The 19,452-nt window shown below is 64.1% G+C and carries 23 protein-coding genes; 7 read left to right on the top strand and 16 right to left on the bottom strand.

What is annotated here, in order from left to right; all coding sequences use genetic code 11:
* The first annotated feature begins 352 nt into the window (after window positions 1–352).
* Window positions 353–961, top strand: coding sequence for a hypothetical protein (locus P1M51_RS13365; protein WP_276245671.1), 609 nt, complete (start codon window positions 353–355; stop codon window positions 959–961).
* Window positions 962–968: 7 nt separating this feature from the next.
* Here P1M51_RS13365 and P1M51_RS13360 read toward each other — a convergent pair whose 3' ends face one another.
* From P1M51_RS13360 to P1M51_RS13315, 10 genes are all read right to left on the bottom strand, one after another.
* Window positions 969–1,580: a VOC family protein gene (locus P1M51_RS13360; RefSeq protein ID WP_276245670.1), complete on the bottom strand. Its 612-nt coding sequence runs from the start codon at window positions 1,578–1,580 to the stop codon at window positions 969–971.
* Window positions 1,581–1,676: 96 nt separating this feature from the next.
* Complete coding sequence (locus P1M51_RS13355) at window positions 1,677–2,012, bottom strand: hypothetical protein (RefSeq protein ID WP_276245669.1); 336 nt, start codon at window positions 2,010–2,012, stop codon at window positions 1,677–1,679.
* Between the two features lie 64 nt (window positions 2,013–2,076).
* On the bottom strand, window positions 2,077–2,472 hold the full coding sequence (locus P1M51_RS13350; protein WP_276245668.1) for a hypothetical protein: 396 nt from the start codon (window positions 2,470–2,472) through the stop codon (window positions 2,077–2,079).
* A gap of 26 nt (window positions 2,473–2,498) precedes the next feature.
* On the bottom strand, window positions 2,499–2,759 hold the full coding sequence (gene gvpM, locus P1M51_RS13345) for a gas vesicle protein GvpM (RefSeq protein ID WP_276245667.1): 261 nt from the start codon (window positions 2,757–2,759) through the stop codon (window positions 2,499–2,501).
* Entirely contained in the window at window positions 2,756–3,535 is a 780-nt protein-coding gene (gene gvpL, locus P1M51_RS13340) for a gas vesicle protein GvpL (protein WP_276245666.1), read from the bottom strand. The genes gvpM and gvpL overlap by 4 nt, the downstream gene beginning before the upstream one ends.
* Window positions 3,532–3,840, bottom strand: a complete 309-nt coding sequence (locus P1M51_RS13335; RefSeq protein ID WP_276245665.1) for a gas vesicle protein K — start codon at window positions 3,838–3,840, stop codon at window positions 3,532–3,534. Before P1M51_RS13335 ends, gvpL begins: the two co-directional genes overlap by 4 nt.
* Window positions 3,827–4,129 carry a gas vesicle protein GvpJ gene (gvpJ, locus tag P1M51_RS13330; protein ID WP_369685066.1) on the bottom strand — a complete coding sequence of 101 codons (303 nt, stop codon included), beginning with the start codon at window positions 4,127–4,129 and terminating at the stop codon, window positions 3,827–3,829. Before gvpJ ends, P1M51_RS13335 begins: the two co-directional genes overlap by 14 nt.
* On the bottom strand, window positions 4,122–4,862 hold the full coding sequence (locus tag P1M51_RS13325) for a hypothetical protein (protein WP_276245664.1): 741 nt from the start codon (window positions 4,860–4,862) through the stop codon (window positions 4,122–4,124). The genes gvpJ and P1M51_RS13325 overlap by 8 nt, the downstream gene beginning before the upstream one ends.
* A gap of 2 nt (window positions 4,863–4,864) precedes the next feature.
* Window positions 4,865–5,116 (bottom strand): gas vesicle protein GvpG, encoded by a 252-nt coding sequence (gvpG, locus tag P1M51_RS13320; RefSeq protein ID WP_276245663.1) that lies wholly within the window; start codon window positions 5,114–5,116, stop codon window positions 4,865–4,867.
* A complete protein-coding gene (locus P1M51_RS13315) occupies window positions 5,100–5,744 on the bottom strand; it encodes a GvpL/GvpF family gas vesicle protein (RefSeq protein ID WP_276245662.1) in 645 nt (214 codons plus the stop codon). The genes gvpG and P1M51_RS13315 overlap by 17 nt, the downstream gene beginning before the upstream one ends.
* Before the next feature lie 151 nt (window positions 5,745–5,895).
* Here P1M51_RS13315 and gvpA point away from each other — a divergent pair, with 151 nt between their 5' ends.
* Together gvpA and gvpO are read left to right on the top strand one after the other, a co-directional pair.
* Entirely contained in the window at window positions 5,896–6,150 is a 255-nt protein-coding gene (gvpA, locus tag P1M51_RS13310) for a gas vesicle protein GvpA (protein ID WP_276245661.1), read from the top strand.
* Between the two features lie 4 nt (window positions 6,151–6,154).
* The gene (gene gvpO / locus P1M51_RS13305) at window positions 6,155–6,643 is read left to right on the top strand and encodes a gas vesicle protein GvpO, halophile-type (protein WP_276245660.1); all 489 of its coding nucleotides are present in this window, start codon (window positions 6,155–6,157) and stop codon (window positions 6,641–6,643) included.
* A 15-nt stretch (window positions 6,644–6,658) separates the two neighbouring features.
* Here the strand turns inward: gvpO and P1M51_RS13300 are convergent, their stop codons facing one another.
* Window positions 6,659–7,918 carry a hypothetical protein gene (locus P1M51_RS13300; protein ID WP_276245659.1) on the bottom strand — a complete coding sequence of 420 codons (1,260 nt, stop codon included), beginning with the start codon at window positions 7,916–7,918 and terminating at the stop codon, window positions 6,659–6,661.
* An 86-nt stretch (window positions 7,919–8,004) separates the two neighbouring features.
* Here P1M51_RS13300 and P1M51_RS13295 point away from each other — a divergent pair, with 86 nt between their 5' ends.
* Together P1M51_RS13295 and P1M51_RS13290 are read left to right on the top strand one after the other, a co-directional pair.
* Entirely contained in the window at window positions 8,005–8,322 is a 318-nt protein-coding gene (locus tag P1M51_RS13295; RefSeq protein ID WP_276245658.1) for a CHY zinc finger protein, read from the top strand.
* A 71-nt stretch (window positions 8,323–8,393) separates the two neighbouring features.
* Window positions 8,394–9,341, top strand: coding sequence for an LLM class flavin-dependent oxidoreductase (locus P1M51_RS13290; protein WP_276274589.1), 948 nt, complete (start codon window positions 8,394–8,396; stop codon window positions 9,339–9,341).
* Here P1M51_RS13290 and P1M51_RS13285 read toward each other — a convergent pair.
* Window positions 9,327–11,096, bottom strand: a complete 1,770-nt coding sequence (locus tag P1M51_RS13285; RefSeq protein ID WP_276245656.1) for a helix-turn-helix domain-containing protein — start codon at window positions 11,094–11,096, stop codon at window positions 9,327–9,329. The genes P1M51_RS13290 and P1M51_RS13285 overlap by 15 nt on opposite strands.
* Before the next feature lie 200 nt (window positions 11,097–11,296).
* Between P1M51_RS13285 and P1M51_RS13280 the strand changes: the two genes are divergently transcribed.
* A complete protein-coding gene (locus P1M51_RS13280; RefSeq protein ID WP_276274588.1) occupies window positions 11,297–14,158 on the top strand; it encodes a S8 family serine peptidase in 2,862 nt (953 codons plus the stop codon).
* Window positions 14,159–14,185: 27 nt separating this feature from the next.
* Here P1M51_RS13280 and P1M51_RS13275 read toward each other — a convergent pair whose 3' ends face one another.
* Together P1M51_RS13275 and P1M51_RS13270 are read right to left on the bottom strand one after the other, a co-directional pair.
* On the bottom strand, window positions 14,186–14,740 hold the full coding sequence (locus P1M51_RS13275; RefSeq protein WP_276274587.1) for a helix-turn-helix domain-containing protein: 555 nt from the start codon (window positions 14,738–14,740) through the stop codon (window positions 14,186–14,188).
* Window positions 14,741–14,923: 183 nt separating this feature from the next.
* On the bottom strand, window positions 14,924–17,143 hold the full coding sequence (locus tag P1M51_RS13270) for a S8 family serine peptidase (protein ID WP_276274586.1): 2,220 nt from the start codon (window positions 17,141–17,143) through the stop codon (window positions 14,924–14,926).
* Between the two features lie 128 nt (window positions 17,144–17,271).
* On the opposite strand from P1M51_RS13270, the gene P1M51_RS13265 reads away from it, so the two are divergent.
* Complete coding sequence (locus tag P1M51_RS13265; RefSeq protein ID WP_276245652.1) at window positions 17,272–17,430, top strand: DUF1059 domain-containing protein; 159 nt, start codon at window positions 17,272–17,274, stop codon at window positions 17,428–17,430.
* Here the strand turns inward: P1M51_RS13265 and P1M51_RS13260 are convergent, their stop codons facing one another.
* Window positions 17,431–18,864 (bottom strand): S8 family serine peptidase, encoded by a 1,434-nt coding sequence (locus P1M51_RS13260; RefSeq protein WP_276274585.1) that lies wholly within the window; start codon window positions 18,862–18,864, stop codon window positions 17,431–17,433.
* Between the two features lie 81 nt (window positions 18,865–18,945).
* The gene (locus P1M51_RS13255; RefSeq protein WP_276245650.1) at window positions 18,946–19,446 is read right to left on the bottom strand and encodes a deoxyuridine 5'-triphosphate nucleotidohydrolase; all 501 of its coding nucleotides are present in this window, start codon (window positions 19,444–19,446) and stop codon (window positions 18,946–18,948) included.
* Window positions 19,447–19,452: the final 6 nt, after the last annotated feature.

Below are 19,452 nucleotides of genomic sequence, written 5' to 3'. Positions count from 1 at the left end.
CAAGGAGAGGTTCTGGAACGAAGTTCCAGGTTCTTGACATGGCGTTCAAATCCCGTCGGGTCCGTTCGACTTCGCTTCGCGAAGTCTCACTCCCCGACGACCGTCGCAAAACCTTCGGTTTTGCTCGGTCTTGTCGGTCCACTCACCATTCCTGCGGAATGGTTCGCTACCCGACTTACTCACACTCGCTGACGCTCGCGTGAGTCCCGTCGGGTCCATTTTCCTGCGAACAACGTGAGCAGTGAAAACGTAACCTGCGAGTCGAGACGGGTCACGCCCGCGGGAAGGTCGTCGTCACCGTGTTGGCAATATTCCACAGAAAGTACTTATCAAATACCCTGATTGTTGAGATATGGACCGCCGCGCTGTGCTCGCGTTCGTCGCTGCCCTCGTCGGGTTTTCCCTCGTCGCTGCACCTGTCACGATGGGCGATTGGGGCGAGCAGGCGTCATTTTCGGTCGACGAAACCAACGGCTCAGAACTTCGTGCAGAGATGCCGGTTCTTCAGTACGAGAATCTCTCGTCACAGGCGCAATCCGTGGTTCGGCGAACGATCGAGTCACCGGACAACCGCCTCACCATCTTCGGGCGAGAGGATATGCCAGACGAGTTTTTCTACAGCGACTACAGCCACCCCGGGCAGGGGCAGTACGCCATCGTCTACGAGGGTCAGTACTACCAACTCGATACCTATTGGAGCGGTGGGTTCCCGATAATCTACACCCTCTTCCAGCTCCCGTTCATCGTGTACGGACTCGTTCTCGTTTCGGCTGCGTACCGAACCGGTGTCGGCGAGCGACCGTGGCAGGGTACTGCCTTGTTTGCGGCAGCAGGAATCACATTCCACCGCCTCGGCCCAGAGTTCGACTTTCCGGTCCTCGACCAGATTGCGTTCGTCGGTCTCGGAGCAATCGCTGTCAACGTCGCCGTCGCGTGGCACCTCTGGAGATCGACCCGCTAGCCGTTCCTCAGACCCCAGTCCCGGTCGGCGCGGCGGGCAGGTCGTGGACCGTCGCGTCCATTCCTAACGCCTCCAGTGCGGCTTTCATGTGGCGGTCTTCGGCGAAATCGGAGCCGTCGGCTTCGCGCAGTTCTTGGACCTTCGCCAGCACCTCACCGCGACGGTCGTCGGGAATGTCGTACTTGTCGGTCGAGAGTTCGATGACCAGGCCGTTGTTGTCGTGGGTGTAGAGCGAGAAGAAGATGCCCCGGTCGAAGATATTGTAGCGCCGGTCGTCATCCTCGATGGCTTCGACCATCTCCTCGAAGCGGTCGGGCGCGATGCGGAAACAGAGGTGGTGGACCGACCCGACGGCCCCGCGCTGACCGTGAGGATTCGACTTGCGGTCGTCGCTCACGAAGAACGTGACGATGCGGCCGTCGCCCGTGTCGAAGAACAGGTGCGTCTGGGAGGGGTCGTCGAGATTTGGCTGCCGGAGCACCAGCGGCATGCCGAGCAGGTCACGGTAGAAGGCAACTGTGTCGGCCTCGTTGCTCCCCCAGATGGTCATGTGGTCGGTACCGGTGGTGTGAATCGGGCTCTCGGGCAGGTCGTGGGTGACGGGTATCTCGGAACTCATGGTCACGTGTCGCCGTCGGCGCGTCGAGACGCCGAACGTACCTGAAACTACTCGAGACAGCCCCATAACACGGGCAGTAACACCGACGTCAGTTGGTCAGTACGCTTCGTCGCCCACTGAGTCGATTCGCGTCGCGTCGTCATCGCCGTGTTCAAGCACGACTGCGTGGCGAGTGTGGCGGACGTGCGTCTCGGCCCAGCGTCGGGCCGGCCCCTCCGAAAGGAACTGGTCGCCGTCGGGGCACTGCTCGCAGTCGGCTATCCACGGCGTCACGTCGTCGGGGAAGTGCCCGGTGTGGCGCATGTGGTCGAGCGCGAACTGCTCGAACGACTGGTTGCCGACGCCGAGTCGGTCGAGTTCGTAGGAGAGGTCCCACTCCCGGTCACAGCGCGAACAGGTGACGGTCGGGGTGTCGTCTACGTGCTCTGTCACGGGAGGGGATTCGACGTGCGACCACTTCTATCTGAACTTCCCGAAGGCTCGCCTAAGCGCAGTCTCAGTAGATGCTCTCAGTGGGGTGGCGCGGCGCGGCGAACGATTCGTAGAACCCGCCGAAGTACCGGTGCACCTCGTCTGCGAAGTGCGCCTCGACCGACTGGCACAGCCCCTCGTCGTCGGTCTGGTCTGCGAGCGCCTGGAGGGCGACGCGGTGTGCGCGGCCGAGTAGCGTGGTCCGGTTCGTCGTCACCGAGACCAGGTCGCGGTCGACCGTGTCGAGTTGGACGAGTCGGTGGGGGTGCGTTTGTTCCCCCAGCCACAGCTCACGGATGGTGATACATTCTGGGTCGATGTCGGTAATCCGACCACTTACCGTCTGGAGTCTGTGGGAGCGAGGCGAGACGTAGTCGATAGAAATCAGCGCACCGGTTGTGAACTCTTCAGGGGGCCGCATTACCATCTCTCAGGCGTGACAAGAAATTAAAGTGTTCGGTCAGTGGGTACGTCGGGCGTCTCGTCCGTCGTCTCCTCGGTGCTTGCTCGAATCTCCTCGTCCCACTCAGTGAGCAGGCCGTACTCGGTCATCGCCTGCATGCCGGCGACCGCCGCCGAGAGCTGAATGCCGACGAGTGGAATGTCGGCGACCGAAATCACGAGGTCGGCCTGCACGACGACGCCCTCTCTGAGAACGACGTCCACGAAGTCGGCCAGCGCTTCCTCGTTTTTCTTGGTCGGCTTCATTCCGGCACGCCCTCCGAGACGTGCGTGTAGGGGGGCCACGGGCCGGTGTACCGGACCTCGACACCCTCTTCTGCGGCCACCTCGTCGAGCAGGTCTCCGATGGCGCTCGCCCCCTCGTCCGTCGCGAGGACCGACACGCGGGCGACGACCTCACCTTCTGTTTCCTGCCCGCCGATTTCGAGCGACTGGTCGTCGAGCGCCGCGACCGCCTTCGCGTGTGGCGCAACCCGGGATTCGAGGTCGTCCTGTACTGCGGCTTTTCGCTCTCGGGCCAATTCGGCGACCCGCTGGTCGCGTTGCTTTTCGAGGAGGAACCGTTTGCCGGGAGCCGCATCTTCGAGTTTTGCGTCGAGTTCCGCAAGTCGGTCGTCGTTCTCGTCGGTCGCCGGGCGGTCGTCAGTCCAGACGACCTCGATGCGGTACTCCCAGTGGCCGGCAAGTTGGTCGAGCTGGGTCGCAATTTGCTCGCTGTCGTCTCGAAGCCACTCGCGGACGCCGTCGTCACCGCCTTCGAACACCGTGTTAAAGCGCAGCGGAAGCGGCGTGCCAAACGTCTCGCCCACCTCGTCGACGATGGCGAGGTGGTCTACGAGCAGGCGCTGGACGGCTTCGTCGTCGTCGCGCTCGAAGGCGGCGTCCTGTGGCTGGACGAGTGCGCCGACCGCCCCCTCTCGGACGAGGTAGGCGTCGGTTCCGTCAAGCCCGACGGTGCGGTAGGTGTCCGGTCCGTCTGCGACTGAGACTGCACAGAAGACGTACCGTCGGTCGGCGGTCATTGCGCCCTCCGTTCCAGTCCAGCCGCGTCGTCGGGGAGTTCGAGCGCCGACTCGATGAGGCCGTTCAGGTCACCTCTGAGGCGGTCGACGTCGTCTTCGATTCCCTGGTCGCGTTTGAACTGTTCCAGTTCGTCTTCGAGCGTCGCGAGTCGCTGGCCGAGGCGTTCTATCTCCTCGTCGGTGAGCGTCTCTGACTCCATTCGACGGATGGCTTCGCGCTCCATCACTTCGAGCAACACGTCCGCAATCGTGGCGACGAGTGTGACGAGGCCGCCGTCTTCTCCGTCTACGTCAATCGTCGTCATCGTGCTCCGACTCGACGGTCATCGATGTTGCGTCGATTGGCTCTTCTTCGAGTTCGGGCCGGCCGGACGCCTGTTCGACGCGCTCCATGTCGGTGCCACTCGGGAATTCGAGGCCGTACTGGGCGGCCGTCTCGAACGACGCGAGCGCGGCGCGAATCCGGATGTCGAGCAGTTCGGTGTCGCCGACCGACACCGCGATGTCGGCGTTGATGACGACCCCCTTGTCCAAGAGCATCTCGACCATGTCTGCGAGGTCGCCCTGCTGGCGGGTCGGGCGGCTACTATCCATCGTCGTCCTCGAACCGATTGCCGTAGATGCGCTTTCGATTCGGTGCGGTCGAGTACTTCGTCTCTGACGGCACGGTCGAGTAGCGCGTTCCCGGCGTCGATTTCGGCTTGCTGTTCGGGACGGTCGAGACGGCGGTTGGACTTCTCGACTTCGGTTTTCTCGAATCGGGCGTCGTCTTCTCGCGATTCTTGTCGTGGAGTTCCTTCAGCCGAGCGCGCGTCTTCAGCAGTTCCTCGCGGAACTCGTCTACGGCGTCGCTCGCCTTCTTCTGGATGGCGAGTTGGCTGAACTCGTCTAAATCGTCCGGCGAGTCCACTACCTCGTCTTCGACGTCTGGCGTCGGCACGTCGAGTTCCTCGTCGCCTTTGAGCGCCGCGACCAGTTTTCGGCCGTGTCGCCACGTCTCGCGGACGTCCATCGCCTCCCATGCGTCCTCACCGTCTGCGGCGTCGGGCACGTCAGCCACGTCGAGTGCCTCGGCCACGTCGCGCTCCGTGATGGCCTCTTTCAGGTCGTCCTCGTCGATGGCGTCGGGAACTTCGCGCAGATTGATGGCCTGCACGAGTTCGCTCACGTTGATGGTCTCGGCCATCGCTTCGGCCTCGTCTTTCGCCGTCTTCACACGGTTTACTTTCTCCGGGGCACGGTCTTCGACTTCCTCGGAGATGGTCTCTGCAACGTCGGCCGCGACGTCTTTTGCCTTGTCCAGTTTGTCTTCGGTGTTTGAATCCATGGTTAGCGTTTCACCTCGATTCTGCTCCCGACCCGTTCGTGGGCGCGGCGGGCCGCCTCCAGTTCGGCTTCCAGCGCTGCCTTTCGTTCCTCGTACTCGGCTTTCGACAGGTCGCCGAGTTCGTACAGCAACCGGTTTTCCTTGATACGGTCGCGTATCTCCTCGACGTCGTACAGCTCGGTGAGCGCGACCGAGTGGATAGCGTCGAGGATGGCGAGCAGCGGTCGAAAGAGCAGGTCATCGATGAGGAACATTGCTCCGAGAGCCGCTGATTTCGATGTCTACGAAGTTGTACGGGGCCCACGGGCCGGTGTACTGGACCCGGAGGTCCGGGTAGTCGGCTTCGAGTTCGTCAACCGCCTCGTCGAATGCCTCGCGCTTCTCGCGGGCGACGAGATACGACCGGTTCAACACGATGAGGTCACTGAACAGGTCGCCTTCTGCGACTTCGTCGGCTACGGTGGCGAGACGCTCCGCCGCGTCCTCGCGAATCGTCTCCGTGTCCACGTCGGTGTCCTGTTCTGCGACGAGTTTGACGCCGAGTTCGACCATCCCCTCGGTGTCGCGGAGTGCCTTGGTGAAGGCTCTGCGGCCCCCGCGCAGGATGTTCTTCACGCCGCGTGCGGAGTCGAACACCATCCCGAACTGCATCGGGACGACGGTGTGTCCGCCACCGTGCTCCATCACGGCCTGCAACACGTCGTCGTGAGCGCGGGCGTTCTCGTCGGTTTCCTCTGGGTCCTCCACGTCGATATCCGAGACGACGGCGGAGAACGGCGGGTAATCGACGGTGGAGACGTGACTCGCGCCTTCCACGCCCGCCACTTCGAGGTCGAGCGTCGTTTTCTCCAGCACGCCGTAGACGTAGTAGTTGCTCGTCATCGCCCCACTGCCCGGCTGTGTTCGGTCTGGCGGTTCATCGTTCCCGTAACCGTTTGCGGTACCACCTTCTAATAGTGACGGCCAAACGTTCTGGAAAATTTAAATGTTGGCCTCAACGAATAAAGGGCCTCACGAGAGATGGGTAGAGGCTATGGCAGGTTCCCAACCAGACACCTCAAGTCTCGCAGACGTGCTCGACCGCATCCTCGACAAGGGCGTCGTCATTGACGTGTTCGCCCGCCTGTCGGTCGTGGGCATCGAACTGCTCACGGTCGAGGCGCGCGTCGTCGCCGCCTCCGTGGACACGTTCCTCAAGTACGCGGCGGAGATGAGCAGGATAGAGCAGGTAACACAATCTGGTGACTTAGAGGACATCCAGGAGTTCGAAATCAAGGCGACGAGCTAGAGTCATGAGCGATTCCGAGGCAGCCCAGTGTCACGCGCTCACCGAGGGTGGCGAGCGCTGTGGCCGGACGGCCGCAGACGGGAAGTTCTGCTACCAACACGACGAGAGCGACCCGACCGTGGACGACGCGGACGAGTCCCAGGACGCCGCCAACCAGCAGGAATCGACGGAAGATACCCAGCAAGCTGAGACGGGACAGGCGGACGGTGGCCAGCAGGAAGACGACTCAGTCTCGTCCATCCTCGACGTTCGCTCGAAGGTCGAAACGACATCAGCCGACCTCATCGGCCACGACCTCGACGGCGTCACCGAAGTGATGCAGGACGGCGACGAGGGCTGGCGAGCGGTCGTCGAAGTCGTCGAACGCCATTCGGTTCCCGACACCCAGGACATCCTCGGCCAGTACGAGGTGCTCATCGCGGGTGACGGGTCGATACAGGGATACAGTCGCCTCGGCCGGTATCGACGCGCCGACACCGGTTCGCGGGCGTGACCCACGCGGCATTTTTCACCGACTGACTGGATTACGAAGCGCCCAGACGTCGGTCTCCGGGTCCAGTCGGTTCGGTTCGCGTCCTCGTTCCGTGAGCAATCCGACGTGATAGAGCATCGCTTTCAACTGAAATACGGTGGGTGAGTGGTACACGTCGCCGTCTGCGAGCGCCGCCTGCCGGAGCTTCCCGTCCGTGTCCAGCACTGCCTGCCGGGCCTCGGCGGTTCCGCGGATGAACAACTCGACGGTGAACGAGGGATGCTGCGTGAACAACGAGGTCACGAGGTCGACGAGCGTCGGATTTGGCTCGTTCCACTCGTGGAGTTCCTCCAGTTCCGCGACGAGCAACTGGGTCGCCGGGTACGCGAAGACGACGCGCCGGGCGAGCTGTCCCCACCGTGGAGCCTCGGTCGAAAAGCGACTTCGCGTCCGCTTCCAGTCTGCGAACCGTTCGAGCGCCGCCCGCACAGACCCCTCTTGCTCCTGGGCGAATCGGGCAACTTCTCGGCCAAGCGGCGTCAGTCGGTCGCGTCCGAGGGAGGTGTCAACGAGGCCGAGAAACGCGGCCCCCTGTCTGGCGCTCGCCGTGTCCCCGACGACGTGCGTTTCGAGAAGCCGGTCTGCCTCCTCTCGGTGCTGCGCCTCAGCCATCGCCAGCGCGTAGCCGAGATAATTTTTCGGATGATTCAACCCGAACGACTTGTTCGCGACGCCCTGTGCGCTCGCCTGAAAGCGGATTGCGTTCGCCCCCTCTGCGCCGCGATGCCCGACCAGCCGCGGGACGACGGCCGGTTCGACGGTGCCACCCGGACCGACGCCGAGGATGCCGACGTTCAACTCGCGGGCGAGGGTCTCGTCGGTTTGCGTGATTGCGTCGGCTGGAGCCGCGAGGAAGGCCGCGTTCGCCTCGTCGAGGCGGTTGTACGCCTGCACGATGCCCCGTTCCGTGTCCACCAGTCGGTTCGCGGTGTATCCCTTCGATTCGACCACGACGAGCGGCGGGTCGTCACCGAGGCGGTCGACGGCGAGCAACTCGGGGTCGAGTCGGGTGACGCCGACGAGGTCGGGGTAGCCGTTCCCAATCTGGACGTGGTTGAAGGGGGCGAGTTCCGCGACCACATCCTGTCGTATCTGCTCGCCCGCGAGCCACGTTCCGGTCGAAAACTGCGTGTCCGTGACCGCGTAGCTCTGGGGGTCCTCCGCGTTCGGGAAGAGCCGCCGTTTCGTGTGCGCGAGGACGTACGGCTCAGAGAGCGATGCAGACGAGCTGGCCATGGCTCCCATTTTTCGACGAGTGACAAAAGCGTTGAGCTGGCCGCAGTGACAGAACCTTCAACCCACCCCACGCAGAACTCTCACCCATGCCCGATGTTAGGGGCGTCGCCGTGGACGCAGCGACGCGGTGTGCCCACTACGACTCGTCGCTCGACGTCGTCGCGCTCAAGTTCGCCTGCTGTGAGACGTACTACCCGTGTTTCGAGTGCCACGAGGCGGTGGCCGACCACCCGGCGACGGTCTGGCTCCGCGACCGGTTCGACGAACCGGCGGTGCTGTGTGGCGTCTGCGAGACGGAACTCACGGTCACCGAGTACCTCGACGCGGCGAACGAGTGTCCCGCGTGTGAGGCGGAGTTCAATCCGGGCTGTCGCGCTCATCACGACCGGTACTTCGAGACGTAAGTTGCAACGGTTGCGTCCTGGGCTAGCTACTTATCCACACACCCGATTGTGAACCCATGCACCTCGGGAGTATGCTGCCAACCCATTGTACCGGCGAGTACCGCGTCCCCGCGGAGACGATTCGCTGGTGGGCCCGCGAAGCGACCGACGCCGGCTTTCACGGCCTCTGGGCGCTCGACCACGTCGTGAAGCCAGAACCGTACCGGACCAGTCTTCTAGACCCCCTCATCGCACTTTCGCACGCCGCGGCCGTCGCGCCCGCCGCCAACCTCGGCACCTCGATTCTCATCGCGCCGCTGCGGCGCACCGCGAACATCGCCTCGCAGGCGCTCTCGCTCCAGCACTTGAGCGATGGGCAGGTCACCCTCGGCCTCGGCGCGGGGTACGTGCCAAAAGAATTCGAGGTGACGGGCGTCCCGCACAACGAACGCGGGCCGCGTCTCAGCGAGGCCGTGGAGGTACTGAACCGCCTGTTCGCCGGAGAGGCGTCTTTCTCTGGGCGATTTCACGAGTTCGAGGACGTACGCATCGACCCGGTACTGGACGCGCCGCCGAACTTGCTCGCGGGCGGGTCGTCGGTTCGCGACGAAGACGGAAACCGACGCATCCCGCGGCCCATCCTCGACCGAATCCTCGACTGCGGCGGCTGGCTGGCCCGGCCGACCAACCCCGAAAAACTCGAAGCCGAGTGGAACATCATCGCGGACCACGCCCGCGACCGGGGCGTCGACCCCGACTCGCTGCGTCGCGTGATGCTCCAGTACGTCCACGTCGTGGAGACTGACGACCGAGAGGTGGCCCATCGCGAGCAAAAGGCGGCCTTCGAGGACTTCCTCGCGGCCGACCGGGATTTCGACTACGCACAGGAGTTCTGTCTCACCGGCACCCCAGACGACATGCGGGCCGACCTCGCCGCCGTCGAACGCCTCGGGTTCGACGAGGTCATCCTCGGACAGGTTGTTCACACGCCCGAAGACCTCGAAAAACAGCTCTCCCTCCTGCAGTCAGCGTTCTTCTAGCCCCGACCCGTCGGCCATGACGCGCTGTGGTTCGCCTGGCGTCGGTTCGAGGTCGGGCGACAGCGCCGCCTTCGCCGCAGGCGAGAGTCGGTTGATGACCGCACGGCCCTCTCGCTCGCGCTTCACGATGTCGTTCTCCTCGAGGCGCTGGAGGTGGTGGGTGACCGTGCTCGGGTCGCGTTCTAAGTCCCCGGCCAGGTCGGAGACAGACGAGGGGCCGAGTCGCGAGAGCGCGTCGAGGACGGCCGCGGTGGCCTCGTCTGCAAGCGCCGCGGCGAGTTCGATGTCCGCGGCCTGCGAGACGTAGAAGCGGCGCTTGCCGCGGACTTTCGCCCCCGAGACCAACTTCTCGCGTTCGAGGACGCGGATGTGGTGGCGGGTCGTCGAGAGCGGAATGTCGGCGCGGGTCGCCACCTCCGAGAGGTACGCCCCGGGCGACTCGTTGATGACCTCGTAGACGGCTTCGCGGCCGTCGTGTTCGAGTGGGTCGGAGTCATCGAACCGACTGTACCGGAACGGCGCGACAATGCGGAACAGGCGTTCTATCGCGTCGGTGACCCTGTTGACTTGCGTCCTCACTAGCGGGTGGGTCGCCTGCCCTGCCGCCTGTCCGAATCCTGAGAGGTCGACGGCGGAGCCATAGCGGAAGACGCCGGCGGTGACGATTGCGCCGATACCGAGGGCGATACCCGTCTCGTCGTCTACTGGTTCGGGGATGTTGACCGCGGAGAGCGCGGCAAGTGCGCCGTCGGTCCCGGTCGAATCGCCCGTTGGCGTCCGCCCGTCTTTTTCGCCGCCTTCGATCTGTGCGCCTCCAGAGTCACCGTCGAAGGCGGCCCCGCCGGCGGGTGCGGGGGTCTCTCTGTCGGGTTCCTTGCGCTCGTCAGTCTCGTCGGCCGTCGCACGCGCGTCGTCGCTCGCCGGGGCGGGAGTTTCCGCACCGTCACCTGACTGCTCGTCGTCACCGACAAACGTCGTGGTGGCCGGCGCGTCCTCGCTCAGCGTCGCGTCGTCCGCGCCGGGGACGCTCTCACCGGCCGTCGCTACCGTGTCCGTGACGGGTTCGCTTACCGTCTCGAGATTCTCTGTGTCCCCGTCGAGCTGTGAGGTTTCCGTCCCAGAATCGAGTTGGGGTGTTTCATTGCCGGCATCCAATGCTGGCGTCTCCGTGCCGTCGTCGAGTTCGGCGTCTCCGGTGTCGCCGAGTGAGACCTCGGTCGTGCCATCTGGCGAGGGGGCGACGGTCTCCGTCGCGTCGTCCATCTTCTCGGTGACCGTTTCGACGGTCTCGTCGGTGTCCGAGAGCGTGTCGTCTACCGTCTCGGTCACGGTCTTTGCCCCATCTTCGACGGTCGAATCCGTGTCCTCGGCGGTCGATGCCGCGTCATTGAGCGTCGAATCGACGGTGTCGGTCACGGTCGTCTGGGCGTCGTCGGTCGTGTCCGTTGCCGTCTCCTCGACTGCGGTGGCGGTGTCCTCGACGGTTTCACTCGTTTCTTCGACGGATTCGTCCGTTCCGTCGAGCGTCTCACTCGTCTCGTCCTTGACCGCTGTGCTCGTGGATTCTGTGCTGTCTGTGAGCGTGTCAGTCGCGGTCGGTGCTTCGGTCGTTGTCGTCGTCTCGGTGGTCGTCTGCGTGTCGGAGAGCGTGTCGGTGGTCGTCGTGTTCGTCGTCGTTCCGTCGTCAGAAAGCGGGTCGTCAGGCGTCGCCGCGACGGTGGCCGGGACGGCGAGAAGTGATGCGACTACGAGCATTATTCCCAGCACCCGTAACCCCCCACTGTTGTCAATGATTTTCATGACACGGGATACCTGCCTGCACCGCTGATACTCCGATTTTCCTGTACAACCGGATATACATTGTGGTTCTATCACGATTGTTCAGACCCACGTTTGGACAGAGTTGTCAGAATTTCTTTTTAGACAGGTGGTTACGAGTGACATGCGCAACGCGTATGACAGAACAAAACACACCCACCATCGAGCTTTCGCGGCGGGCACTCCTCCAGGCGACGGGCCTCGCGGCGGGAGCCGGCCTCCTCGGAACACAGGCAACCGGCAACGTACGAGCACACGCGAACATTCATCCGGAATATGCGAACTTCCGCGTCTTAGAGGCCAGCAAGGTCTGGGCGCGCGGCTATCGCGGCCGAGCCGACCGGGCTATCGGGCTGACCGACTCGGGCATCGACGCTCGCCACCCGGACATCGGGCCGTGGAACGGCGTCCTCGCGCTCGTCCGCGACGGCGAACTCAAACTCACGCGACCGGCCGAAAACGACCTGACGGAGCACACCCTCGACGGCGAAACCTACGAGTACACGGGCACGCTCGCGACGGGCACGTTCGTCACGCCGACGACGGCCACCCACGAGTTCACGACCCCTGCGCTTCCCGACGAAGCGAACGAACTCGAAATCGACGCCACGATGACCTGGGAACCGGAGAACCAGGACGCAGACGTCACGAGCGCCGGCGAGGACCTCGAACTCTACCTCGACAAGCAACAGGCAGACGGCAGTTGGCAGCGCGTCGCCTCCTCTACGAACGCCGGACAACCGGAGGAGATTCTGGAAATCGTCGAACCCGAGGCAGTCTATCGGTTCGTCGTCGAATCCTACATCAACGTCATCGCGGACTACACCATCGCAGGCGGGTACGTCTACACGACGGGCGAAATGACGACGTATCCGGCGTCGTCGAGCGTCGCCTTCGCGGACGTAGACGCAGACGACGTCACCTCGACGATGCCGAAAGTCGTCGGCTGGTACGATGCTGGCACGCGCTACGGGAGTCTCGACAAACCCCGCGACCCCGACGGCCACGGGTCACACTGTTCGTCCATCATGGGCGGATCCGGGCGGGCGAGCGCCGTAGACGCGACCACCGTCGTCAAAGAGGAACCGAACGCCGTCCTCACCGCCGGTGATTTCCTCGAATACTCCGTCCCAGCGGAGGCGGGCACGGGCGTCTTCATCAGCGCCTACGGCGAGGCCATCGAACTCATCATCGAGGGACCAAACGGCGAGGAACTCGACAGCTCCGAGGTCGGCAGCGACACGAGCCTCGTGGACAACAACGTGGCCGAAGCGCCGGTCACCCAGTCCGGAACTTACACGTGCTACGTCCGGCCCGCGGGCGGCGAGGCGGCCTCGACAGGCACGGTGGATTCGGTTCGCGTCGGCGCGTTCCTCGCCCCGGACGAGACGGTCGCAGACCGCCTCGAAACAGGCGACCTCTCGTTGCACGCCGGCCTCGCGCCGAACGCGAGTCTCGTCGGCCTTCAGGGACTCTCCGGCCCGACGGTAGATCTCGGCACCCACGCAGAATCCTTCGCGAGTACGTTCAACATGCGCGCGGTCAATATGTCGTGGGGCTACATCGGCGGCCTCCCGCTTGGCGCGGCTGGTGGCTTCCTCGACGATATTCCGGCGAGCATCAAACAGATTGCAGAGGGCGGCATCCTCACGCTCGCCGCGGCAGGTAACGCGGCGACGCCAGCCAACGGCAACGGTGCACCCGGCATCGCAGACGAGGCCGTCTCCGTGGCTGCGACCGGCCCGCGCGACGGACTGGTCGCCTACTCCTCGGGCGGCGTCGGCGGCGTCGACGAAGACGACGACAGCGTCTACATGAAACCCGACGTCACTGCACCCGGCGGGTCGCTCACCGACCTCGCGAACGCAGCAGAGGCGCTCAGTTCCGACATCGAGGACGACGACGCAGACGTGCGCGACTACACGGGCAAGGCGGGCACGTCGATGGCCGCGCCGTACGTCACGGGCACGACGGGTCTCGTCGCGGAGGCGATGGAGAGCACAGAGGCACCCACCGCAATCCGCCTCCCCGAGCCAGCACAGACCGAGTTCGACGACGTGATGCGCCTCAAACAGGTGCTTCTGGCCACGGCCACGGAGACGGCCTTTACCGCCGCGCCGTACCACCGGGCGCACGTGCCGACCTACGAGTTCGGCGGCCGCGACCCGTACGAGGGCTTCGGCCGGGTGAACCCGGACGCCGCGGTGGATGCCGTGACGACCCCACTCACGGACAAGGGCGCGGAAGTCCTCGGCCTGAACGTCCCCGCGGACTCCCGGGCGGTCGCTGGCTATCTCACGGAACCCGGCGTCTACACCGTTGACCTCTCGTTCAGCCACTACGCGGGCGGGAACAAGGGCATGGCCGAGGAGAACCCGCACTTCGACCTGTTCGTCTACGACGCCGCGAACCCGGCGGCGAACGGCGAGCCGAACGTCGTGACGAAGGCACAGGGGCTCACGGGCGACGCCGCTGTCTCCTTCACACTCGAATCCGGCGTCTACTACGTCGTCGCGAAACTCGTGAACGTCCCCGGCGCGGTCAACGGCTACGACGTGCAGGCCCACTTCGACCTCGACACGACGCGGACGGAACTTCCGTTCTCGGTCACGGGAACGCGCAGCGACGACGGCTCGGTGTTCACCGGCGGGCAGACGAATCAGGTGGACATCGAACTGAGCGACGCAGACGGGCCGATGTACGTCCGTGACGTGGTCCCCGCCGCGTGGACGGTGGACACCGAATACGGCGACGTCGTGTCCGTCGAACAGGGCGACGGCGTCCAGTACGTCTACCTCACGGGCACGTCGGGCGACGGCGTCGAGTCACTCGCTGCGAGCTACTTCGCCGAGGCACCTGCCTCGCTCGAAGAGAGTAACGTCTACACCTTCGGCGATGTCGAAGTCCTCCCAGTCAACCGCGACGCCTACGCTGGCGACGGTTGGGTCGCGGTGGCTGGCACGAGCGACGACAACACGGTGCTCGGACAGAGCACGTAGACCGCGACAGCGGCTTTTTTGAGAAGGTCAGCAGTCGTCTTCGCCGAACCCCGACCCGTCGGCCATGAGGCGGGGTTGTGGCATCGATTCCTCACGCACCGCCGGGGCAAGTGCATCTTTTGCCTCTCCGGCGAGGGCGTTGATGACGACTCGGCCCTGTCGCTCGCGCTCAACGAGGCCAGCGGCGGCGAGGCGCTGGAGGTGATGGGTGACCGTGCTCGGGTCGCGTGCCAGGTCGTCTGCGAGGGCCGAGACAGAGACCGGCCCGAGTCGTGAGAGTGCGTCGAGGACAGCCGCGGTGGCCTCGTCTGCGAGCGCCGCCGCCAGTTCGATGTTGGTCGCGTTCGAGGCGTACACCCGGCGTTTGCCACGAATCTTGGTTTCCGCGACCAGGTTTCCGCGTTCGAGGACGCGGATGTGGTGGCGGGTCGTCGAAAGCGGAATGTCGGCGCGAACCGCGACGGCGGACATGCAGATACCGGGTGACTCGCGGATGACGGAGAAGACGGTCGCACGCCCGTCGTGGTCGAGGAGGTCGTTCGAGTCTGTACGGCTGACACATGTGGAGGAAAGACGCATCATCATCACGATTATTCAGGCAATACGTGATGAGCGGACAGCCGACAAGTAGGCACAACCAAAGCCGTTAGGTGTGGGTCGTGTTGACAATATTTGCCGTATGTAACTCCCGTGGCGGAGTTTCAGAACCAGAGAATACGGTTCGTTCGGGAATCAAGCCGATGGTTCGAAAAGTCGAGAGGTCGATTAGCTAGTGTCGACGCCGCCGACGGTGTTGCTGTCCGTCCCGGTGAGAGTGACGGATTTCGACTCGTCGAACGTCGAGATTGCTTCTGCGGGGCCGAACTCGTAGGTGCCCGTCGAGTCTGGCGCTTCGAGGAAGTACGTCCGGGTGACCGGGTCGTCGTCTTCGCCGACGGTGCCGACCGGGTTCGTGAACTCGACGTAGCGCGTGCCGTCTTCGGTGTAGACGGTGGCGTCGTCACCGCCGACGAGCGTCCAGTCGAACGGAATCGCGTCACGGACGAACGCTGAGCCGGTGGAACTGTCCACGGTGATGTCCACGCGATTGGTCTGGCCCGCGGTGAACACCGACCCGTCGTCGGCCCGGGACCCCGTGGCCTCGAACACGGTGTCCGTGGCGGTCGAATCGAGACTCGTCAGGTCCACGTCCTTGAACTTCGCCGGATGCGGTTTGTTCTCTTCTGCGAGTTTGACGGCGGCCACCGCATCGACGAATCCGGCACCCATGTTCGCCGGGTTGTAGTCGCCGCGCACGTCCTTCGCGCTCGCCTCCATGATGAGGAGCACGTCGAGCGGGTCGGGGTATTCGCCGTGGTTCTGGTAGTAGGCGTCCACGACGAGCGTGCAGACGCCCGCCGTGACGGGACAGGACATGCTCGTCCCGGAGATGCGTCCGTACCAGATTTCACTGTCCTGTTCTTCTGGACCGCTCAGTCCGGCGTATGCCTGGAGTGGGTCGTCCGGCGACAGCGTGCTCATCACGAGGTTGCCGTTCGCGCCGACGCCGTTGCGATAGATGCCGAACGGCCCTTCGGGCTGTTGGCCCTTCGGCGGGGCCTCGCGTGAGACGAGGTCGATGGTCCAGGACGCGCTGACGTTCGCGTACGGGACGATTTCGAAGAAGTACGTCTGGCCACCGTTGACCGCACCTGCGACGTGCTCTGGATTGTCGAGCGTCGCGCCGCTGGCCACGACGGGGCCGTCTTTCGCCCCCTGATGGAGGTAGATGTCCAAGTCCTGTCCAGGTGGCGTCCACGACACGTCGGCTTCGACGTAGCCCGCCTGTTCGGGGGCGGTCCACTCCTGGTACACTGAGTCGCCCACACCGGCATCGCTGGAGCCGGGACCGACGGTTCCGGAGTAGGATTCCTCGGTGAGCACTGGCTGGTCTGCGAGGTTCGCGTCGAAGTAGTCGGTCAGATTCGAGAGGGCGAGTTCGCGGTCGTACTGTGCGCCCTCGCCGCCGCCGTCGTAGTCGGCGAACCGGCCGCGCGAGGAGAAGTCGGTGACGCTCTTGTCGTCCATCGTCGCCGCGACGCCGAGGACGTGCGGTGCCTTGGTGTAGTTGTTGAGCGTGTTCTCGCCGGGCCCGGCGTTGCCCGCGGAGAAGACGGACAGGATGTCCCGCTGGAAGGCTTCCCACGTCGCGACGTTGAGCGCGTCGCTCGGCACGAAGTCGTCCGGACTGGAGGTACCGTAGGAGTTGGAGACGATTTGCACCTCGGTTTTGCCCTGTTCGACCCGCGAGAGCAGGTGGTCGTACGCGCCGACGGCCTGGAGGATGAGCAAGGTTGCACCCGAAGAGTAGACGGTCAACTCGGCGTCCGGAGCCATCCCCTTGTACTTCCCGTCGCTCGCGGTGCCGTCGCCGGCCACCGACCCCGAGGTGTGGGTGCCGTGACCGTTGTCGTCGGTGTCCGCGGGGCCGGCGTCCACCCACATCGTGCCTTCGTCGAGGGGGTCTACGTACCGCCAGTTGTGCTGGAGGTTCGTCTCGTGGTCGGGGTGGTCGCCGTCGATACCGGAGTCGATGACGACCGAGTGGGCTGTCTCGCCGGTGTAGAACAGGTTGTTCTGGACGATGTCCGCGCCCGTCGCCTCGCGGGAGTCCTCGTTGTGATAGTCGAGTTCACGGTTGGCCTGAACGTAGCGAACGGCTGGAATCTCGGCGACCGTCGCTATCTGGTCGCCGGTCAGTTTCGCGTAGCCAATCGGGAGGACGTCGAATTTGAAGTACCCTGCATCCAGGTCGAACTGCGAGAGTAAATCGACGTTGTCGTTCGAATCGAAGACGACCAGCACCTCCTGGAGGTCGGCCGAGTCCGTCTCGAGCTGCCCGTCGATAGTCGGTGTCTGTGCGACGCCGCTTCCCGTATATGGAAGCAGTGTCGCCGCGCCCGCCGCGCCCGTCGCTTTGAGTACACTGCGTCTACTGAAGCGCATGGCACTAGCCAACACGTATCTATAAAACAGTGTTCTGACAAAACCATCCAACTGTCTGCTTGGTTCGGCAAACAGTTCGTCAATCTGACCCAACACAACGCTTTCTTCTTTGAGTGTGTATCTCTAGCATGGCATACGAGTACGAATGTCCGGTTCCGGACTGTGGCTTCCGCGTCCGGGCGAGCAGCGAGTACGAGGCGTTCGAGCACGCGGAACTGCACGCAGAGGAAAAGCATCTGGTGTGGCACTCCGGAGCGGTCCTCCGGGAGTCTACCAGAGTGGTCTGATTATTCCGAGACGATGTCGACTTCGCTGAAGTCGGCGAGGTTTCCGTTCGCGGCCCGGGTGACGGCGGCGTCACCGTCGACGAACCCGGCACCGATGTTCGCGGGGGTGTAGTCCGCACGGACTTCGTTGCTCTCGGCTTCGATGGTGTTCAGCACGTCGAGCGGGTCGGGGTAGGACCCCGTCGCGTCGTAGTAGGCGTCCACGACGAGCGTGGCAATTCCGGCGGTGACGGGACAGGACATGCTCGTCCCGCTGAGCGGGCCGTAGTACAGGTCGTTGCCGCCACCCGTCGCGTTGAGCGGGTCGAGCGGTGAGAGCGTGCTCACGACAGCGTTGCCGGGTGCGCCGACGCCGTTGCGGTAGAGGCCGACCGGTCCGCTCACCGACTCGCCGTCGTGATGGGCGCGGAGGTTGTCGAGTGCCGTCTGCCGGTCGTAGTTCGTCTCGCCCGCGTACGAGGACGCCCGCCCGCGCGAGGAGAAGTCGGTGACTGCTTTCTGGTCGTTCGTCGCAGCCACGCTGAGCACGTGGGGGGCTTTCGCGTAGTCGTTGAGGGTGTTGTTCGCCGGGCCGCTGTTGCCCGCGGAGAAGACGGGGAGGATGCCCGCCTCGAAGGCTTCCCACGTCGCGACGTTGAGCGCGGCGTCGGGGTCGTAGTCGTTCCCGCTCGCGCTCCCGTATGAGTTGGAGACGACCTGGACGTCGGTGTTCCCGGCGAGTTTTTCGGAAACGAGATGGTCCATCGCCGAGACGGCGTGGATGACGAGTAGCGTCAGGCCCGCCGAGTAGACGGTCAGGTCCGCGCTCGGAGCCATCCCGCGGTTGGCCTCGGTGTTCGACCCGTCGCCAGCGATGGAGCCACTCGTGTGCGTGCCGTGGCCATTGTCGTCGGTGTCGATGGAACCGACGTCCACCCAGAACGTCGTGCCCGAGGACCCGAGCGGGTTGAGATAGCGGTAGTTGTGCTGGAGGTTCTCCTGATGGTCGGGGTGGAGGGCGGAGATTCCGGAGTCGATGACAGCGGTGTGGGCGTTGTCTCCCTTGTAACCGAGGTCCGACTGGACGGTGGAGACGCCGGTCACCTCGCGGGCGTCCGCGTTGTGATAGTCGAGTTCCTTGTTCGCCTCGATGCGCCGGACGCTGTCCCAGGAGGCGACTTCTTCGATTTGACTGCCGGTGAGTCGTGTGTACCCGATGGGGAAGACGTTCATCCCGACGAACCCGTCGAGCAGGTCCAGCTGGGAGAGCAGTGAGACGTTCTCCCTCTGGTCGAACACCACGAGGACTTCCTGTGCGTCGTCGCTCGTGAGGTTGAGCAGGTCGTCGACGAGCGGGAGGGAGGCTCCTGCACTGCCGGAGGCGAGTGTCGTTCCGAGTCCAGCCGCGCCGATTCCTTTGAGGAAGGTCCGTCGTGGCGTGTTGTGACGTGCCATGGAACCTTCCACGGGCAAGCTCAATTAAAATCTGTCGCTATCGGAATTAATTTATAATTTAATTAATAAAATTGAAAGCTCTCAGTCGATATTTTCGCCCTGGTAGCTCCCCTCGTAGACACCCTCGTGGTCCGCGTCGGCGAGGACGAGCTGGGCGATGCGTGCGCCGTGTTCGATTTCGATGTCGTGGTGGACCTGCAGGAGGCCTTCGCCTTTGCCCTCGTAGCCGGCGTCCCAGACGGCCGTGTTCAGCATACAGGAGTTACGAAGGAGCGACGAGCGCGGGTAGATGAACCCGACGTGGTCCTCGGGGATGGAGACGATTTCGGCGTAGCGCACGATGTACCCGCCCGGTGGCAGGTAGTAAGCGTCGTTCGGGTCGGGGTCCTCCGGGGGCACTTCGACGACCTGTTCGCCCGCGAGTTTCTGGCGGTCGCCCACTTCCTTCCCGTCCATGCCGATGCGGCCGGGTTCGCGCTGTTCGAACACCGCTTCGAGCGTGAGGTCGATGCCGTTCGGTTGAATCTGGTCGGCGGTGACGGGGGTAACGTGGTCTGCGACGAATTGCCCGCTTCTGAACATACTGGA

The organism is Haladaptatus sp. QDMS2 (assembly GCF_029338295.1).
Taxonomy (GTDB): Archaea; Halobacteriota; Halobacteria; order Halobacteriales; family Halococcaceae; genus QDMS2.
This window is presented reverse-complemented; position numbering and strand designations above follow the sequence as displayed.

What these genes read in the sequence shown, in the direction of transcription:
- P1M51_RS13325 (WP_276245664.1), bottom strand. Translation starts at nt 4,862, where the DNA reads ATGGATTCAAACACCGAAGACAAACTGGACAAGGCAAAAGACGTCGCG.
- P1M51_RS13265 (WP_276245652.1), top strand. Translation starts at nt 17,272, where the DNA reads ATGGCATACGAGTACGAATGTCCGGTTCCGGACTGTGGCTTCCGCGTC.
- P1M51_RS13255 (WP_276245650.1), bottom strand. Translation starts at nt 19,446, where the DNA reads ATGTTCAGAAGCGGGCAATTCGTCGCAGACCACGTTACCCCCGTCACC.
- gvpA (WP_276245661.1), top strand. Translation starts at nt 5,896, where the DNA reads ATGGCAGGTTCCCAACCAGACACCTCAAGTCTCGCAGACGTGCTCGAC.
- P1M51_RS13315 (WP_276245662.1), bottom strand. Translation starts at nt 5,744, where the DNA reads ATGACGAGCAACTACTACGTCTACGGCGTGCTGGAGAAAACGACGCTC.
- P1M51_RS13335 (WP_276245665.1), bottom strand. Translation starts at nt 3,840, where the DNA reads ATGACGACGATTGACGTAGACGGAGAAGACGGCGGCCTCGTCACACTC.
- gvpO (WP_276245660.1), top strand. Translation starts at nt 6,155, where the DNA reads ATGAGCGATTCCGAGGCAGCCCAGTGTCACGCGCTCACCGAGGGTGGC.
- gvpM (WP_276245667.1), bottom strand. Translation starts at nt 2,759, where the DNA reads ATGAAGCCGACCAAGAAAAACGAGGAAGCGCTGGCCGACTTCGTGGAC.
- gvpG (WP_276245663.1), bottom strand. Translation starts at nt 5,116, where the DNA reads ATGTTCCTCATCGATGACCTGCTCTTTCGACCGCTGCTCGCCATCCTC.
- P1M51_RS13295 (WP_276245658.1), top strand. Translation starts at nt 8,005, where the DNA reads ATGCCCGATGTTAGGGGCGTCGCCGTGGACGCAGCGACGCGGTGTGCC.
- gvpJ (WP_369685066.1), bottom strand. Translation starts at nt 4,129, where the DNA reads ATGGATAGTAGCCGCCCGACCCGCCAGCAGGGCGACCTCGCAGACATG.
- P1M51_RS13365 (WP_276245671.1), top strand. Translation starts at nt 353, where the DNA reads ATGGACCGCCGCGCTGTGCTCGCGTTCGTCGCTGCCCTCGTCGGGTTT.
- P1M51_RS13290 (WP_276274589.1), top strand. Translation starts at nt 8,394, where the DNA reads ATGCTGCCAACCCATTGTACCGGCGAGTACCGCGTCCCCGCGGAGACG.
- P1M51_RS13360 (WP_276245670.1), bottom strand. Translation starts at nt 1,580, where the DNA reads ATGAGTTCCGAGATACCCGTCACCCACGACCTGCCCGAGAGCCCGATT.
- P1M51_RS13275 (WP_276274587.1), bottom strand. Translation starts at nt 14,740, where the DNA reads ATGATGCGTCTTTCCTCCACATGTGTCAGCCGTACAGACTCGAACGAC.
- P1M51_RS13270 (WP_276274586.1), bottom strand. Translation starts at nt 17,143, where the DNA reads ATGCGCTTCAGTAGACGCAGTGTACTCAAAGCGACGGGCGCGGCGGGC.
- P1M51_RS13285 (WP_276245656.1), bottom strand. Translation starts at nt 11,096, where the DNA reads ATGCTCGTAGTCGCATCACTTCTCGCCGTCCCGGCCACCGTCGCGGCG.
- gvpL (WP_276245666.1), bottom strand. Translation starts at nt 3,535, where the DNA reads ATGACCGCCGACCGACGGTACGTCTTCTGTGCAGTCTCAGTCGCAGAC.
- P1M51_RS13260 (WP_276274585.1), bottom strand. Translation starts at nt 18,864, where the DNA reads ATGGCACGTCACAACACGCCACGACGGACCTTCCTCAAAGGAATCGGC.
- P1M51_RS13300 (WP_276245659.1), bottom strand. Translation starts at nt 7,918, where the DNA reads ATGGCCAGCTCGTCTGCATCGCTCTCTGAGCCGTACGTCCTCGCGCAC.
- P1M51_RS13280 (WP_276274588.1), top strand. Translation starts at nt 11,297, where the DNA reads ATGACAGAACAAAACACACCCACCATCGAGCTTTCGCGGCGGGCACTC.
- P1M51_RS13350 (WP_276245668.1), bottom strand. Translation starts at nt 2,472, where the DNA reads ATGCGGCCCCCTGAAGAGTTCACAACCGGTGCGCTGATTTCTATCGAC.